The organism is Synechococcus sp. MEDNS5 (assembly GCF_014279875.1).
GTDB lineage: Bacteria > Cyanobacteriota > Cyanobacteriia > PCC-6307 > Cyanobiaceae > Synechococcus_C.
In genome coordinates, this window is record NZ_CP047952.1 from 195,944 (window position 1) to 213,415 (window position 17,472).

Here is a 17,472-nt window from a genome sequence, read left to right on the forward strand (position 1 = left end):
GATCTCAGGCGTCGAGCCCGGACTCGAGCTCTGTGTCGAGCAACACCCAGCCGGCCACGGGCCCAGCCTGGAGGGAGAGCTGTTCGCGCAGCTGTCTCAGCTGCTCCCGCTTGGCGGCGCCAGGGGCGGTGAGCAGCAGCTGGGTGCTGCAGGCGCGGGTCGCGAGCAGATCGCGGCTCATAAGTAACTCACGGCTGCTACCGAGGGCGCGGCGCAGCTCAGCGCTGAAGGCCTCCAGGGCGGCTGGATCAAGGCTGCCCACGGGGATCAGGGCCACCGCACCACTGCCAAGACTGGAAGCGGCGAGGGGACCATCGGCGAGCAGCTGGATCGGGCCACTCCAGGCCTGCGGGGCGAGCTCGCCCTGGCAGGGCAACCGTTCGAGCAGGGGACCGGGCAGGTCGCGAGATAGTTCGTCGCTACTGAACACGCGGCCGCTGCGGCGATCGCTCACCAGGGCACCACCGCTGCCCAGCACCAGGCCTGCGAGCAGGCCGAGGGCGAGGGTGCGCTTCTTGCTTGGGCTTACGGGGCTGTCGAGCAGGGTGGGGGTGGAGATCAGCTCCCAGGGGCTGGTGGCGCGGGCTTGTTCCAACTCGAACTGCTTGAGCTGGTTCTGCAGGGTCACCAGGGTGGCTTCATCGCGCAGGGCCTGCTGGGTGAGTTCGCGGTGGCGGCTCACCACATCCTTGGGGCGATCGAGGGCCTGGAGGTTGGCCTTGGCCAGGTCGAGCTCCCCCTTGAGCAGGGCGATCGTCTGCTGGTTGATGTAACGCACTAGGGTATTGCGTTCGCGCTGGAGCTTCTGCACCAGGGGGTCGCTGTCTTTGAAGCGGGAGCGCAGCTCGGCCAGTCGGGTTTCCACCGAGGTGAGCTGGTCGAAGGTCGACGACTTATCGGTGAGGGAGGCGAGCTGGGAGGCGAAGTAGAGGGAGCCGGCGCCGGCCTTGGTGGCCTCCTGGATCTGCACCTCAAGGGCCTTCACCTTCTGCTGGGCGGCGGTGCGGGCGGCTTCGACGCTGCCGCCGCTGCGTCCCACCGAGGCGCCGGAACCAACGCCATCTTTCGACACACCGGTACCGGCCACGTTGCCAGCGAGGGGCAGGCCATCGAGCAGGCCGAGGCCGTTGGCATAGCCATAGTCGAGGGCGGCGCGGCTGCTGGCTTCCGCCTGGGGCTTGATCTGGGCAATTTGGGCCTGGAGGTAGGCGATCACATTGTTGAGCTCGCGGGAGCGGCCGCGGTTGGAGTAGCTCTGGTAGGCCTGGGAGATCATGCGCGTGATCGGTAGCACCAGCTGTTCGTCGGTGTCGCGGAATTCCACGTTGAGCACGGAGGTGCCCTTCTCCTCTTCCGCAGTGATCGCGGAGTTGGCCCAATCCTGAAAACGCATCGCCTTGGCTACCTCAGGTGGTTTGCGTGCCTTCACGGCATCGAACACGGGCAGCAGCACCGAGGGGCTGTTGAGGATCTGCACCTCGGTGGCGATCGAATCGTTGCCGCCGGCTCCACCGAGACCTGCCAGGGCTGCATTCTGGGAGAACAGGGCGGCTGCCCCACCAGCCTTCTCTCCTGAAAGTACGATCTGGAATTCGCCTTGATACACCGGTTTGGTGCGGGCCAGTTGAATTCCTGCGATCAGGAGGCCTAGAGAACCTCCCACCACGATCCAGGGCCAGCGGCGCACCAGGGCACCGGGCACCTGGCGCAGGTCGATCTCGTCATCGGTGCCGGGCTGGGCGAGCAGGGTTTGGTCGGCGGGGGCGCTGGTCATCACTGGAAATCGCGGAACAGGCTGTACACCGAATAGATCCCCACGGCCGGGCCGGTGAGTTCGTTGAGCACGGTGACGGTGGCTGAGAGGGGTGATTCGTTCACGCGCACCACATCGCCGGCCATCAGGATCGGATTCTTGTAAGACCCCGCAGGATTGGCTCCACCCAGGAAGAATTTGCGCTTGTCGGTGCTGCCGTCACGATTGAAGCGAACGAATTCCACCCGGCCGCGCAACAACTTCTGGCCGCCTGCGGCAGCGAGGGCCTGATCGAGGGAAGCGCCCTGGGGCAGCACCTTGGAGCCGGGTGAGCGGACGCGCCCGGTGACGAACACCTGCACGAAATCGGGGCTGAGGTTGGTCTGGCCGGCCTTGATGATCTGCTCGCGCAACTCCACCGGCGAGCGGGCCACCACCACGGTGTCGCCATCGAAGAGGCGAATGTTCTGGGTTTCGTTGCCGTCGGTGATCAGCTCGAGGAAATTAAGCTGGGTTCGCATTTTGCCGCCGCCAATGCTGAGGGGGCGCTTGCGGGTGACGGATACCTCGCTCAGCTTGGAGAAAGGGGTGACGCCGCCGGCGGTGCGCAGGGCATCAAACACGGTGGGAAGGCGCAAGCCTCTATTGATCTTCACGCCTTGAATCTGAGGACCCACTTGATTAGCTGGATTGTTTGTGATGCCTGCGGTCGCAGCACGGCCGGCTACTCCCACCTGGCCTGTGGCCAGATTGGTGGCGCCGGGCGAGGTGGTGGCGAGTGTTTTCTCTAAGCCCACCACCCCCTGCTGGCCGGAGAGGTAGTAATAGCCCGGTCGTTGCACCTCACCGCCGATGTACACGCGGATCGGCCGGTAGGCGGCCGGGCTTACGAACACCTGGGGATCGCGCACGTAGGCGCTGAACTGCTGGGTGAGGAAATAGCGCAGCTCCTCCACAGTGAGCCCCTCAACGTAAAGGGAGCGCAGGCGGGGGAGGTAGAGGGTGCCGTCGGGGCCGATCGAGAACACCCCGGAGTATTCGGGCACATCCAGCAGCTCGACCACCACCGCATCCCCAGGCCCAAGGATGTAGGCGTCCTGGATGGGGGCGGTGGGGATCGGCCGCGGCGCTGGGGACTTCCCTGGGGTAGTGGTCGTGACCGTTTCGCTCACCGATTCGCGCAGCTCCAGGGTCTGCTGCAACTGCTGCTGCGCCATGGCTGCCGGCAGCCCGAAACTGCTAGCCAGTACAGCACTTCCCAGCCACGCTGCTGTGCGGCGTCGTTGATGGATCAACGTTTTCATGGAGCCGAACGTACGCGACACCCAGCTGCCGGGGGTTGCGTTGGGGTCGGGTGCACAGCCGTCTGCGCCTGCTCTGCTGCGATTCTGCGGTGCCGTGTCTTGGATTGGCTCCGAAGCCATGGCACACTCTCAACACCACGTCACAGCAGAGACGGTTGAGCACCGCTCCCGTCCGCTGTGACTGCAGGCAGAAATGTTGTCCCTGCACGACTGTCTTAATATTCAATGCCCTCCGTTATGCCCCCCGCCAAAACCGCCCTGATCACCGGCATCACCGGCCAAGACGGCAGCTACTTGTCGGAGTTGTTGCTGGAAAAGGGGTATGAGGTGCATGGCATCAAACGCCGGGCCAGCAGTTTCAACACCACCCGGATCGACCACCTTTACCAGGATCCTCACGAGAGCGATCCAAGGTTGGTCCTCCATTACGGCGATCTCACCGACAGCACCAACCTGATTCGGATAATCCAGCAGGTGCAGCCTGATGAGATCTACAACCTCGGCGCCCAGAGCCATGTGGCGGTGAGCTTTGAGGCGCCGGAATACACCGCCAATTCCGATGCGCTCGGCACCCTGCGCATCCTGGAAGCGGTGCGGATGCTGGGACTTACAAACAAAACACGCATCTATCAAGCCAGCACCAGCGAGCTATACGGACTGGTGCAAGAGGTGCCTCAAAAGGAGACCACCCCCTTTTATCCGCGCAGTCCCTATGGCGTAGCCAAGCTCTACGCCTACTGGATCACCGTGAATTACCGCGAGGCCTATGGGATGTATGCCTGCAACGGCATCCTGTTCAACCACGAGAGCCCGCGCCGAGGCGAAACCTTCGTGACCCGCAAGATCACCCGCGGCCTGGCGCGGATCGATGCGGGGCTGGAGCAGTGCCTGTTCATGGGCAACCTCGATTCCCTGCGCGACTGGGGACATGCCCGCGACTATGTGGAGATGCAGTGGCGCATGCTTCAGCAGGAAGGTCCGCCGGAAGATTTCGTGATCGCCACCGGTCGGCAGGAGTCGGTGCGGCGCTTCATTGAACTGGCAGCAGCTGAGCTGGGCTGGGGCGGCATCCAGTGGCAGGGCGAGAGCCTCGAAGAAACCGGCAGCCGTGCCGACACCGGCGCGGTGGTGGTGCGCATTGATCCACGCTATTTCCGCCCTGCTGAGGTGGAAACGCTGCTGGGTGATCCCACCAGGGCCAAAGAGAAGCTGGGCTGGACTCCAACCACCACGCTCGAAGAACTCGTGGCAGAGATGGTGACCGCAGACCGGGACGACGCCAAAAAAGAGGCCTATCTCAAACGCAAGGGCTTTGCAGTGGTCGGTTCGATGGAAAACCCGCCCACCAACCCTGAAGCGATCAAGGCTGCTGGAGGCGCAGCGTGAGCTCCCTGATCACCCCAGCTGATCGCATCTATGTAGCCGGCCACCGGGGGATGGCTGGTAGTGCCATCTGCCGTGCTCTCGAGCGTGGTGGTTATCCCCAACTGCTCACTGCCACCCGCTCTGAACTTGACCTGCTCGATGGCCCCGCCGTGGAGGCCTGGTTTGAGAAGCATCAACCCACGGTGGTGGTGCTCGCAGCTGCCAAGGTGGGCGGTATCCGGGCCAACAGCAGCTACCCGGCGGACTTTCTGCTGGAGAACCTCAAGATCCAGACCCATGTGATCGAAACGGCCTGGCGTTCTGGGGTGCGGCGGCTGTTGTTTCTGGGCAGCAGCTGTATTTACCCAAAGTTCGCTGATCAGCCGATCAAGGAAGAAGCGCTACTCACCGGAGCTTTGGAGCCAACGAATGAGTGGTATGCCATCGCCAAGATCGCAGGCATCAAACTATGCCAAGCCCTGCGGCAGCAACACGGCTTTGATGCGATCAGCTTGATGCCCACAAACCTCTATGGGCCGGGCGATAACTACCACCCCACCAACAGCCATGTGCTACCAGCCCTGATCCGCCGCTTCCATGAGGCTGCAAAAGCCGATTCTCCAAGTGTGACCTGCTGGGGCACTGGTTCACCGCTCCGTGAGTTTTTGCATGTGGACGACCTCGCCGACGCTTGCATGTTTGCCCTAGAGAACTGGAGTCCATCGCAAGAAGAACAGGCTTATCTAAATGTGGGGACTGGAGTTGACCTGTGCATCCGAGAGCTAGCTCAACTTGTATCCAACCTTACTGGATATAGCGGTGAAATACTCTGGGATACTACAAAACCAGACGGGACACCCAAAAAGCAGTTAGACATAAGTCGATTCTCATTACTGGGATGGAAATCAAAAATTACCCTTTCAGAAGGCCTGTTAAGTACAATAAAAACATATCAAAACGAGATCAACAATAAAATTTTACGGATAGGGTGATTTTATTTTTTAAACAAATAAAATACATTTGCTTAATGCAAAATGGTGCCAGATTCTACAAATAAAAATTTCACTAGAAGTCAATAAGTTTCACTCCAGCGGACTTTGCATTTTTGAAATACGATCGCATTCCTGAAAATATTAAAGAGCATATGCTTTTCGCATTGATCAATTGCAGAAATGCTATAGTTTACGAGTTTACAGATTTTTCTAGATCATTTCAATCGAAGAAACTCTAAATTCATGAAAGTTCTCGTTCTTGGTGGTGACGGCTTCTGCGGCTGGCCCTGTGCCGTGAATCTCGCTGATCAGGGCCACGACGTGTTGATCGTGGACAACCTCAGCCGGCGCAAGATCGACATCGATCTGGAGGTGGAATCACTCACCCCGATCACCACCATCGGCGAGCGTCTCAAGGCCTGGGAGCAGATCGGCGGCAAGCCGATGCGCTTCGAGCACATGGACATCGCCCATGAGTACCAGCGACTGCTCGATCTGCTGATCGAGGAAAAGCCCGACTCAGTGGTGCACTTCGCCGAACAGCGCGCTGCTCCCTACTCGATGAAGAGCAGCGCCACCAAGCGCTACACCGTCGACAACAACGTCAACGGCACCCACAACCTGCTCGCCGCGATCGTGGAGAGCGGGCTCGACATCCACGTGGTGCACCTCGGCACCATGGGCGTCTACGGCTATGGCTCCCACCGCGGCGCCACGATTCCTGAGGGCTACCTCAAGGTGGAGGTGCCCCAGCCCGACGGCAGCCGCTTCGAGGAGGAGATCCTCCATCCCGCCAGCCCGGGCAGCGTCTATCACATGACCAAGACGCTCGATCAGCTGCTTTTCCTCTACTACAACAAGAACGACAAGGTCCGCATCACCGACCTGCACCAGGGGATCGTCTGGGGCACCAACACCGATGCCACCGACCGCGACCCGCGCCTCACCAATCGCTTTGATTACGACGGCGATTACGGCACGGTGCTCAACCGCTTCCTGATGCAAGCGGCGATCGGTTACCCCCTCACCGTGCACGGCACCGGCGGCCAGACCCGCGCCTTCATCCACATCCGCGATTCCGTGAAGTGTGTGCAGCTGGCCTTGGAGAATCCTCCAACCCAGGGCGAGCGGGTGAAGATCTTCAACCAGATGACCGAAAGCCATCAGGTGGGTGAATTAGCCAAGAAGGTCGCCGCCCTCACCGGAGCTCAGGTGAACAATCTTCCTAATCCACGCAACGAAGCCGTTGAAAACGATCTGATTGTGGACAACCGCTGCTTCATCGAGCTGGGACTCAATCCCACCACCCTCGATGACGGCCTGCTCAAGGAAGTGGTGGAGATCGCGACGCGCTATGCCGACCGCTGCGATCGCAACCGCATCCTCTGCACCTCGGCCTGGACCAAGAGGGAAGCAGAAGCGATAAAAAGCAAATGATGAATAAAAAAAAGAATGTATCCCATGAAAAACAATCTAACCATCGAAGAAAGAAAGCCGAAAATTCATTTTCTTCATATACCCAAAACAGGTGGAACATCTTTAAAAAAAAGATTCTCAGCGTATGATGATGATAATTCAAAATATGATTTAGTTTTTCATCGTCACAAAACAAGAATTGCTGACGTACCTAGCTCAGAAAAAATTGTTTTTTTTGTTAGACACCCAATTTCACGATATTATTCTAGCTTTTTAAGTCGATACAACCGAGGAAAACCTTCTTACAGTTGCGATTGGACTCCTGAAGAGCAAAAATACTTTCGTATATTTCGGTCACCTGAATCTCTTGCTGAGGCATTATCATCACTGAATATCGTAAAAAAATATTTGGCTTTTAAAGCCATGAAAAATATTCGGCATGTAAACCGTCCACTCTCGTACTGGATAGGTTCAATTTCAGAAATGTCAGATAACTTTGAAAAATTATTTCATGTGGGTTATCAAGAGACATATGAAGCATCATATAACATGCTTCTACAAAAACTTGGCCTATCAGAGATTCCGTCTAACACAAAAGTCGAGCATTCACGAAAGATTGAACATTACGAAGTCTCTCGACGCGCACAAAAAAACCTGTCAAAATACTATGCTGAAGACATATCTATATACTGGAAACTAGCTCAGCGATTTGAATCATAACAATGGGTCATATTTATTCCCATCAACATAGATGTGCAATCTACGATGCGCCAAAGGCAGGTGGAACCACTCTTCGTACATGGCTGATAATGTGCTTGACATCTTCAGACCCTAATAAGAACCTTTTGGCGGGCAATTACATCAAAGGAGATCATGAATTCCGCAAAATAGTTGACGAAATAGGCTATAAACATTCTTACTTCGTAAATTACCCTTCAGCAATTCATAAGGCATGCATAATTCGCGAACCCATCAGACGATTCAAGAGCTGCTTTGTAGATAAACTTATTAGAGAAGATCGGTGGAAACATATTAGACAAATGAAAGCATGCGACGATGTACCTGGCTTTATTAACTTTTTGGAGTCTTATCAATTCAAATTTAAAAATAATATAAAAAGAATTTTGCCGTATAATAATGACTTGCAAAGATCATATATTTTTTATCATTTTTGCCCTCAAGTGCGGCACTTTGGCTATGACCCACAATATTTTACAAATTACTTCTTTACAGATGAGATGTCATCGAAATTAAAACCTTTTTTAGAAACTACTTTCGATGCAACTCTTGAAAACATACATACAAGAAAATCTAGCTTACAAAATTTTCTTTGGATTAGCGATAATGCCATATGCAAATTGAAAAAAATGTACAGTGATGACTATAAATTTATCAAAAGCTTGACTCGCTGAATTATGATTCTAAAAAACACTCAAATACTAACTCGTTATTGCACAATAGATTCACCTTATTGGCAGTCATTTATTATGCATTATGAGAACATGGGTGTATCTCAGTTTCATGTGTGCTGCCAAACACAAGAAGAAATAGATGAACTAGAAAGCTTTGCATCTAAGGGCTTAACATCTATTTATTCATACCTTCTTCCATTACATATCCCACCAAATGAAGCCATAAAATATTTTCAGGTAAAAAATTTACGCAAATCGGGGGCTAAATATACGCTGATGGTTGATTCAGATGAATATTTCGTATGCCTAAATAGCGATGGCTGCCTAGATGATTATATTCAAATAGATTCACTCAGTATTCCTTGGCTAATGAATCCACTGGATAATGCTCTTGATGATAGAAAAATTTGCTTTTTGGGTCATACTTCAAAGCCATTGTGTGTAACTAAAAATATAAAAGGACTGTTGGGTGATCATAAGTTTAAAACAAGGTACTCATATCTGAAGCGTGTCTATGGCGTCTTGACAACTAGAAAACATCCTATTGTTCCCACCAACTGCTCAAACTTTTTTCTTATTCATTATTGGAGTAGAAGCATCGAAGATACTTTGTTAAAAATATTTTTCAGTCGCTTCAAAAGTCTTAAACAGTCTGACCAACAAATTGCCAAACAAATGTTGGAGAATGGGATCCTACCCAATCGTTTGAAGCTACATGCTTTCTTAGCAGTGCAAAATCGCCAGATAGCATTAAAAGATATCAACTGTGATCTATCAGTCGATCAAAACAAAGAATCTCATTTACTATCGAAATTCTTAAATTTAGAAGAAATTGACAATGCAAAATCTCTTTACGCACATTATGTACAATTTTTAACAAATTTAAAACCACAACTAATGGCCTATCCATCGAAGGCTGTACCAACACTCCAACATGCAATCAGAGAGCTATCTAACTATGAAAAAATCAAAGCTTAATAAGTCTGGTGTTAAATTCGCCATTACCGGTGGAGCGGGTTTCGTAGGCTATAATTTAATGTTATTGTTAGAAAAGGAATTTATTAAACCCATTTTTTACATAATTGATGACTTGTCTTCTTCCACTTTAAACGATCCTTTTCTTCCTAATAATAATATCGAAAAGGGCCGTATTACATGGATAAAAGCATCTATATCTACCCTCGATCTTACAGAAGTCTTCGATAAAGTAGATATTGTCATTCATCTGGCGGCAAAAGGAAATGTTGTTCAATCTATTGAGCTTCCAATTGACAACTTTAACTCTAATGTTGTTTCAACTTTGCATATTCTCGATTGTTTACGAAATTCAAGTTGTAATAAACTTATATTTTCATCAACAGGGGGTGCACTAATGGGAAATACAGAGCCCCCTGTCGACGAAATGAGTTTGCCATCACCAATATCTCCCTACGGATCAAGCAAGCTTGCTTGTGAAGGGTATATAAAAAGTTTTTCTCACGTATATGATCTTGATGCATGTATTTTTAGATTCGGGAATGTATACGGTCCATATTGTCTTCATAAACAAGGTGTATTTAATAAGTTTGCCAATGCTTTCCTAGATGAGCAAGAAATAGTTATCTACGGTGATGGATCATCTACAAGAGATTATGTCAATGTATATGACATATGCATGGGCATCATATCAGGATGTCATGGTTTGTTGAGTAATAGTTTAAGAGCGTACAACTGTTTTCACCTGTCAAGCGGTGTGCAAACATCTCTGAATCAACTTTGCGATTATTTTATTAAAGCTTCTGATCGCAAACCCAAAGTAACATATCTGCCCAAGAGAAAAGGAGAAGTAGAAGTAAATTTTGCAGACTATTCAAGAGCATTACAAGCTCTTGAATATTCGCCGACTATATCAATTCAAAAAGGGGTAGCGGAGTTTTACGCTTGGTATTTATCAAGTAGGATCATTAAAAGATGAGAGTTTTATACATTAACGCATATGACGGATTAAATGGTGCAGGGATAGGAGGTTATAGATCCTTTAAAATCATTCGTGATAATTCAACTTTGGTAAATATAAAAATGCTGGTTAAATACAAAACGACAGGCGATGAAAATGTTATACAGATACCAAGATCATTTCAATTCTATATAAAAGAATTCAGCAAAATTTATAGCTATCATTCGCCGCTTTCGCAACTTCACTGGCTATGTAAATACTCACGCATGTATCACTCCACCGCTAAGTACAATTTCTTATCTAATAAATTTATTGATTCACTTAAACCAGATCTTCTAAATCTTCATTGGCTAGGATCTGACCTGTTGACAATTGAATCAATTGCGAAATTAAAATATCCTATAGTATGGAAACTAGCTGATGAGTGGATATATTCTGGTTCGGAGCATTATTCTTATTCGACTGATGACTTGAAGACTGAATCAAATAAATCTTTTGTAAGCAGGTTAAAATTTTTCGCTCCTGATGCATTGCTAAAGCTATCTTCTGATACATATAGAAGAAAAATTACTTATTTATCGGAAAAAAAATTTCATTTTGTAACCCCAAGTACATGGCTAAGTTCAAAAATAAGAGCTTCTTCAATCTTCCGAAATGCAACTCTCCACGTTATTCCAAACTCTATAGATACTGCAAAATGGTATCCATTAGATAAGTTTAAATCTCGCTTTCGTCTCGGTATAGATCCGGATTCAAAAGTTATTTGTTTCGGTTGTCATGATTTTAATGATAAAAGAAAAGGTTTTGATATATTCCTGGAAACTCTTAATTTTTTAAAGGAAATTGTTAGCAATAAAAATTACTCCAACATTATAATACTTATATTTGGGTGCAAAAAAATTCCTAATCATATAAATATGCCATTTGAACATGTATGTTTTCAATACACATCAGATTACGAGAAAGTACGCGAATATTATTCTGCTTCCGACTTGTTTATGGTCACTTCGCGTGTTGACAATTTCCCTAATACAGCTCTAGAGGCTTTGAGCTGTAAATTACCAGTATTTGGTTTTAAGACAGGCGGTTTATCAGATATTGTAAAAACGAATATATCTGGTTTTTTAGCAACGCCATTTGACTCATATGAACTCGCATCAATTATTTCTCGTTATTTACTTGAAACTAATCTAAGACGTCCTTTAGAAGAAAGTTCACGGACATACGTAATTAATGAATTTTCACCACCTAAAATTTCAAAAAAATATGAGCTTGCATACCAATCCTGTCTTGATTCTTATCACTAAAGTCGTATCTTGAAAATATCTGCATTATTTAAAGCATATGTTCTTCTCGGAGGAGTAAGGGTAATACCCTTTCTTCCTAATGTCTTTATACTATGGCTTACCACGATATTTTCATTAGTAAATTCACCTGAATTCCGTTCTTATGTATTTACTAAATTACCAATTTTTTATTGGATAGCACTTTCTTCTGGAATTATAGGTTCTCTATTATCAGGAAATCCAATTCTGAGTAGCTTGTATACTATTGCATTATTATTTGCATTTCCGCAAATTCTGTATATAGTACCCCGATATACATTTAAAAAACTATTAGAGCTGCTGACTCTATTTACTTACGCAAATGCTACTTTATGCACAATACAGTTTTTTATCAAAAATTTTAGCATTGAACCATTTTTATTTGGTGCAAAGAGTAGTCCAACTCTTTTAGGTTTCATTCCAAATATGTCACGGTTACCAGGATTATTTATTGAAAATGGTCCAATGGTCAATGCTCTTATAATAGTGAATGAATTTTTTCTTTTTCACTGGCGTACGGCTAAAAAACCATCATTAAGAATATATTTATCTTTACTTATAAATATTTGTTTAATTCTTTTTACAGGAAGCAAGTTAGCTCTGATTTACTTTCCATATATAGTTTTAATCATTACACTTCAAATAATAAAAAAATCAAACCTAAAACTAAAAATACTTATTGCCTCGCCTGGCCTTCCCTGGAAATTAATTGTTAAATTAGGAGCAATAATGCTTATAGTATCAGGAATTTTATTTTTTACCAACATTGAATTCTTTTTGCCTTCTAACTATTTGACTTATATTAAATCAATGCAAGCTATGACAACTAGACTTGAAGTACCGGATATTACACTTTTCTCCATCAGCGGACTGGCAAGTAGTAAAGACCTAGGGGCTTTAAATGGATTTTTGCTTTACCTTGTTGCTTATGGATGGTTTTTTGGGAGTATATTTATCATATCTATGTATTTATTACTTCTTTCCCCCTTTACAACTCCTGGCTTGTCCTTTGCCTTCTTAGTATCATTTATGAGCTCGGGATCATTTTCAATTTATAATTATCCTTTGCTTTTGTTGTGCAACAAAGCTATTTCCATTGCTATAAAGAATAAATCATCACGTATTTAACGATAATATGAAGCGCCTGACTTCAGGCCCAAGCTTATTTAATTTTTCTACCCTTTTGTCGAACTAATTGACATGTCTAAACTAATTTTACATCTAGGGACGAATAAAACCGGAACATCTTATATCCAATCATGGTTAAAGCTTAATGCTGACAACCTTAAAACTAAAAATTATTTTATTCCTCAATCTTTAATTTATAAGAACAACAACCAGGCTATTCTGCCATATTGCTTTGGAGATCCAGGGGATATGTTGAATAGGAGTATTTCATTCAAGTTTTCAGTCATGAGTAATCGTGATTATTATGATTTTTGTCAGGATACTCTAGATAAATTCACAAATGAAATTGATTTTATTTGCAAAACTATTGATAATCCTACATTTATTATATCTTCCGAACAGTTTTCTTCGTTTTTGCAATCGCCAAACAACATCCAAAGCTTATCAGAGTTTCTCAGCAACCTTTTTGATGATATTACTATAATCATGTATATTAGAGAGCCACTATCATATATGATATCTTGCATAAGCCAAAATCTAAAGGTAGGCAGTCGAATAAATAAATTAGATCGTATCCCTAATGCTTCTTCCGAATTTTCGAGATCTCTCTGCGATCATGAACAAAGATGTAGATTATGGGAAACAAATTTTAGTCATTCACAATTTAAACTCCGAAGATTTCAAGGTGAATCTTTCTATAAGAATGACTTGATTGAAGACTTTTTATTCTCAATTGGTATAGAGAATAATGACTTTAAATCTGTTCAAAGACATAGAGCTTCTAACCCCTCGCTTTCTGTTTCACAAATGAGGTATTTGTATTTTTTGAACAAACTATACCCACCATTTAAAGAGTATGAGCGTAATGATGCTCGCGTTGGGCTTATCTCATTTATTCAAAAAATACTCAATTCAAAAGATCAATTATTACCAACGCTCGCTCAAGTTGAAGACTATGAATCTTATTATCGTGAATCTTCTATAAGATTACTCTCCCGTTATTTTCCCGGTGACTCCACACTATGGGTCTCTAGCTACAAAACAAAACTTCCTTCAACACCCATAATTTTATCTCAAATGTCTACTCTTGATTCATTTAGATATTCTTTTATTCGAATCGCTTGGAGTATGATAGTGATTATAAAAAAGATACAATCAAACCTTTTCTCTATTTTTTCTCTAAAATGAATATTCTTTTTTCAAGTAGAGTAAAGCATGCTCTTAAATCAATTTTACTAAGGCCCTTAGCTCGACTTTTGATTTCTTCTAGCAAAACCTCTGCACTACAGGCATTAATTAAGCTGAAAATTCCTATTACACAAATAGTCGACGTGGGTGTTAAAAATAATACGATTGAACTCATTAATCTATTCCCTAAACTTCACCACATACTTTTTGAACCCGTCGAGAAATTCTCGAAATCAATAAGATTGAGCTATGCAAAGACTTCTAACGTCTTACATCAAGTTGCATTGTCAAATTGTTCAGGTGTTTCCTACTTGGTTGAAAGATCACTTTATAATTCTAGTTTAACGACTCATTCTGAAATTTGTTCAGAACCTGTTTTAGTCGATAATATTCATATAAAAAGATGTACAAAAATACAAAAAACTACCCTTGATGTCTATCATAACGATTTACAAGAAAATTTTTTATTGAAAATCGATGTCGATGGATCTGAGCTATTAATTTTATTAGGCTCATCAATGGTTATTTCTAAAGCTTCTGTTGTAATTATCGAAGCTTCCTGGTATAATTTTTCTAAACTAAATTCTTTTCTAGTCGACCATAACTTTATACTATTTGATTTAGTTGATAAATGTAATTATGGCTTCTCCATGTGGCAGTGTGATCTAATCTATGTCAATAGTCGCTACCAACATGCCTTAAGGCCACCTATGAAGCCATTTAAACGCTACTTATGGTTCGAGCTCTGATTTCGGTAAAATGAATCTTCTTACAATCATTACCGTGCATAGAGATGATTACTCTTCTCTTTCTGCTTCTTATAATTCACTTAAACCCTTTTTATTCTACGCTCAACATAAAATCAATTGGTTGGTAATTGACGGTTCTGAATATCGTTCTAATTTGGGTCATTTGTGTAATTGTAATAATATATCTATTATTCAAGAGTGCGATAGTGGTATTTACAATGCCATGAACAAGGGTATCTTACGTACGGAATCCAAATACTTGACTTTTTTAAATGCTGGTGATTTTCTTTGCATAAAGCCAGCTGAATACTCGTGTATCATTGATTTACTAAGCAGTAGTTCAGTTGACATGATTTCTTTTAGTTGGTCACAATTTAATTTCTTGTCTAATCAATATGTAAAAAGATCTCCAGTTTTGCCGAATAATCTTACTAGTTACAGGATGCCATCAGTTCACCAATCTTTAATTTATTCTACATCACTTTTGACGACACATTTATTCAATGAATCTTATATAATCTGTGGAGATTACGATAATTATTTAACATTGCTTAGGTTGCCTACATTTACTTATTTATCTCAGGCTGATTATACCTGGGCAAGATTTGATCTTACTGGTATTTCCTCAAAAAAACCTAATCTTTTATTCAAAGAAACTATCAAAGCTTTTCGAAATCATAAAACCGATAAGAGTTTTTATGCGAATGCTCTATTTTATTTTATAGTTTTCTTTCGAATATATATACGGTTCATTTTGCTATCTCTTTCTAATTGCTTACATGTTAACAAGCTATGAAAAATATATTGTATGTTGAGGAATTTGTTTACGGCGACACATGGGTTGGAACCGAAATTCCTAAAGAAATAATTAGTTCACTAATCAATCATGATTATGATCTAACTATTCTATGTTCTTCTCAGGCATATCATAACAAAGTTTTACCAGATTATCCAATTTGCTTTTCAAAGTCTTTTAAAGTGGTCTACGCTTTTCAATTACCCTATGGCAAAAACAAAATAATATTCAGGTTGATAAATTCTTTCTTATTTTGTTTGCAGTATTTATATATAATTTATAGTGATCACTATCAATTGGTTATCACTCAATCAAACCCTTCTATTTTACCAATATTTGTAGCTCTAAGTAAATTTTGCAATCAGTTTAAGTGGCTTTTCATTGTTCAGGATCTTTATCCCGATGTCATATTTGCCTATTTGCCAAAATTTTATTTAACCTATATTGCTTTTCCTTTTAGGACAATTTATAAGTTTTTCTTTTCTTCTTGTACTCATTTTGTTGTTTTAGGAGAGTCTATGAAATATAGACTTAACAATTATAATGTTCCAGATAATAAAATATCCATTATATCAAATTGGGCACTGGGTCTTGATAAGTCTTTAGAAAATATAAAAGAACCAATATTAAGTTCTTCTGATTTATCAAAATCCTGTAATTTTATTTATACTGGAAACGTTGGTTCTGCACATGATTCTGCTTTTATTTCTAAAGTAATTCGATATTCCCATCATCTGCCAGTATTCTTTGAATTTGCTGCTTCGGGTTCAGCCTTAAATCAGCTTAAGCACAACCTTGCGAATATTCATCACCCTCGAAACTTTGAATTCACTAATTTTATTCCCTCTTCTAATTATAATGAATATCTTGCAAGATTCCATTTTGGTATTGTTTCTATGTCCAAATCTTTTAGTGGAATCGTTTATCCAAGTAAGTTCTTCGGATATCTATCTAGAGGGCTTCCGATTTTGTACTTAGGTAGTGATGAAGAGCTTTGCACGCTTATTCGTCAATACAATATAGGCCTAGTTCTTAATGAAATAAACATACATCTTTTCCCTGAGATTTTAGCTGCATTAACTGAAGAATCGCTTGCTACAATGAGGGCTAATTGTCGTGAATTGTACCAAAGTAAATTTTCAAAGCATCAATCATTATCAAGTTACTTACGCTTAGTCGCGCGAATTTCAAATGCAAGATAAACCTTATTTGTTGATCACAGGTGCTTCGGGTTTTTTAGGATCCTCATTTCTAAAAAGTTTCCTTTCATCTCCACTATCTAAAAGTTTTAAGATTATCGCCGTCTCCCGATATCCTGTTTTGTTAGCAGACATTTTTTTAGATACATCTCGCCTCCTTTTGGGTGATTATAGGTCTATCCTTGAAACACTAGATATATCAGTTATAATTAATTTTGCATTTTCTGCTCATAATACTAAATACAAATCATCCTTGGTACGTGGATCAACATGTCTTATAACTGAATATTTTATTAAATATTGCTCATTACACCCTCAAACTCGTTTTATAGCTATCAGTTCTATAGCAGTGTTTGGAGATCGTTTGTTTGATGCTAGTTTTGTATCTAATACATCTCCTGTCTCCCCGAATACGAACTATGGACTTCAAAAACTTTTTATTGAGTCAATGCTCTTAAATGCTCACTCTTTATATTCATTTCCTCTTACTATTTATCGGCCTCCATTGATATACGGACCTAATGCTCCGGGATCTTATGATACTTTAAGACGTCTAATAAGAAAGGGTTTTCCACTATGTATTTTCTCAAATAGTAATTTAAGAAGTTTTCTCCCTATTAATTCTTTTGTTGCCACGCTCTTGAATGAAATCACCTCTGACAAGTGCCTAAATGTTACAAATCTTCCTTACCCCCCGGTTTCGACTTATCGTTTTGTAAGTGACATTAAGCATGATCTAATGCTTCCATTCCGTAATTGCGATTCACCAATTTTAAAAGAAAATAATTTTATATATCGCACTGGACTATTCAAATCTTTAACAAGTAAGTTTAATTCCTCTTATATAGTTACATGTTAGCTAATTTTACTATATTAGTTTTTCACCATTGTTCTCTGCTCATCAGGTGA

General features: G+C 43.7%; 15 protein-coding genes. 13 read left to right on the forward strand and 2 right to left on the reverse strand.

Features of this window, described 5'->3' with window-relative positions:
* Window positions 1-4: 4 nt before the first annotated feature.
* Together SynMEDNS5_RS00940 and SynMEDNS5_RS00945 are read right to left on the reverse strand one after the other, a co-directional pair.
* On the reverse strand, window positions 5-1,774 hold the full coding sequence (locus SynMEDNS5_RS00940) for a Wzz/FepE/Etk N-terminal domain-containing protein (RefSeq protein ID WP_255440216.1): 1,770 nt from the start codon (window positions 1,772-1,774) through the stop codon (window positions 5-7).
* A complete protein-coding gene (locus SynMEDNS5_RS00945) occupies window positions 1,774-3,177 on the reverse strand; it encodes a polysaccharide biosynthesis/export family protein (protein ID WP_255440217.1) in 1,404 nt (467 codons plus the stop codon). Before SynMEDNS5_RS00945 ends, SynMEDNS5_RS00940 begins: the two co-directional genes overlap by 1 nt.
* Before the next feature lie 117 nt (window positions 3,178-3,294).
* On the opposite strand from SynMEDNS5_RS00945, the gene gmd reads away from it, so the two are divergent.
* From gmd to SynMEDNS5_RS13240, 13 genes are all read left to right on the forward strand, one after another.
* A complete protein-coding gene (gmd, locus tag SynMEDNS5_RS00950) occupies window positions 3,295-4,443 on the forward strand; it encodes a GDP-mannose 4,6-dehydratase (RefSeq protein ID WP_186583906.1) in 1,149 nt (382 codons plus the stop codon).
* Complete coding sequence (locus SynMEDNS5_RS00955; RefSeq protein ID WP_186583907.1) at window positions 4,440-5,414, forward strand: GDP-L-fucose synthase; 975 nt, start codon at window positions 4,440-4,442, stop codon at window positions 5,412-5,414. Before gmd ends, SynMEDNS5_RS00955 begins: the two co-directional genes overlap by 4 nt.
* A 243-nt stretch (window positions 5,415-5,657) precedes the next feature.
* Window positions 5,658-6,851 (forward strand): NAD-dependent epimerase/dehydratase family protein, encoded by a 1,194-nt coding sequence (locus SynMEDNS5_RS00960; RefSeq protein ID WP_186583908.1) that lies wholly within the window; start codon window positions 5,658-5,660, stop codon window positions 6,849-6,851.
* Between the two features lie 15 nt (window positions 6,852-6,866).
* Window positions 6,867-7,550: a sulfotransferase family 2 domain-containing protein gene (locus SynMEDNS5_RS00965; protein ID WP_186583909.1), complete on the forward strand. Its 684-nt coding sequence runs from the start codon at window positions 6,867-6,869 to the stop codon at window positions 7,548-7,550.
* A 2-nt stretch (window positions 7,551-7,552) separates the two neighbouring features.
* A complete protein-coding gene (locus tag SynMEDNS5_RS00970) occupies window positions 7,553-8,242 on the forward strand; it encodes a sulfotransferase family 2 domain-containing protein (RefSeq protein ID WP_186583910.1) in 690 nt (229 codons plus the stop codon).
* A 90-nt stretch (window positions 8,243-8,332) separates the two neighbouring features.
* Complete coding sequence (locus SynMEDNS5_RS00975; protein ID WP_186583911.1) at window positions 8,333-9,220, forward strand: hypothetical protein; 888 nt, start codon at window positions 8,333-8,335, stop codon at window positions 9,218-9,220.
* On the forward strand, window positions 9,201-10,196 hold the full coding sequence (locus tag SynMEDNS5_RS00980) for an NAD-dependent epimerase/dehydratase family protein (RefSeq protein ID WP_186583912.1): 996 nt from the start codon (window positions 9,201-9,203) through the stop codon (window positions 10,194-10,196). Before SynMEDNS5_RS00975 ends, SynMEDNS5_RS00980 begins: the two co-directional genes overlap by 20 nt.
* Window positions 10,193-11,485, forward strand: coding sequence for a glycosyltransferase (locus SynMEDNS5_RS00985; protein WP_186583913.1), 1,293 nt, complete (start codon window positions 10,193-10,195; stop codon window positions 11,483-11,485). The genes SynMEDNS5_RS00980 and SynMEDNS5_RS00985 overlap by 4 nt, the downstream gene beginning before the upstream one ends.
* 9 nt (window positions 11,486-11,494) lie before the next feature.
* Entirely contained in the window at window positions 11,495-12,631 is a 1,137-nt protein-coding gene (locus SynMEDNS5_RS00990; protein WP_186583914.1) for a hypothetical protein, read from the forward strand.
* 72 nt (window positions 12,632-12,703) lie between these two features.
* On the forward strand, window positions 12,704-13,819 hold the full coding sequence (locus SynMEDNS5_RS00995) for a hypothetical protein (RefSeq protein WP_186583915.1): 1,116 nt from the start codon (window positions 12,704-12,706) through the stop codon (window positions 13,817-13,819).
* Window positions 13,816-14,568 (forward strand): FkbM family methyltransferase, encoded by a 753-nt coding sequence (locus SynMEDNS5_RS01000; RefSeq protein WP_186583916.1) that lies wholly within the window; start codon window positions 13,816-13,818, stop codon window positions 14,566-14,568. The genes SynMEDNS5_RS00995 and SynMEDNS5_RS01000 overlap by 4 nt, the downstream gene beginning before the upstream one ends.
* Window positions 14,569-15,660: 1,092 nt before the next feature.
* The gene (locus tag SynMEDNS5_RS01005; protein ID WP_186583917.1) at window positions 15,661-16,566 is read left to right on the forward strand and encodes a hypothetical protein; all 906 of its coding nucleotides are present in this window, start codon (window positions 15,661-15,663) and stop codon (window positions 16,564-16,566) included.
* Complete coding sequence (locus SynMEDNS5_RS13240) at window positions 16,556-17,422, forward strand: NAD-dependent epimerase/dehydratase family protein (protein WP_370593552.1); 867 nt, start codon at window positions 16,556-16,558, stop codon at window positions 17,420-17,422. Before SynMEDNS5_RS01005 ends, SynMEDNS5_RS13240 begins: the two co-directional genes overlap by 11 nt.
* Window positions 17,423-17,472 lie beyond the last annotated feature (50 nt).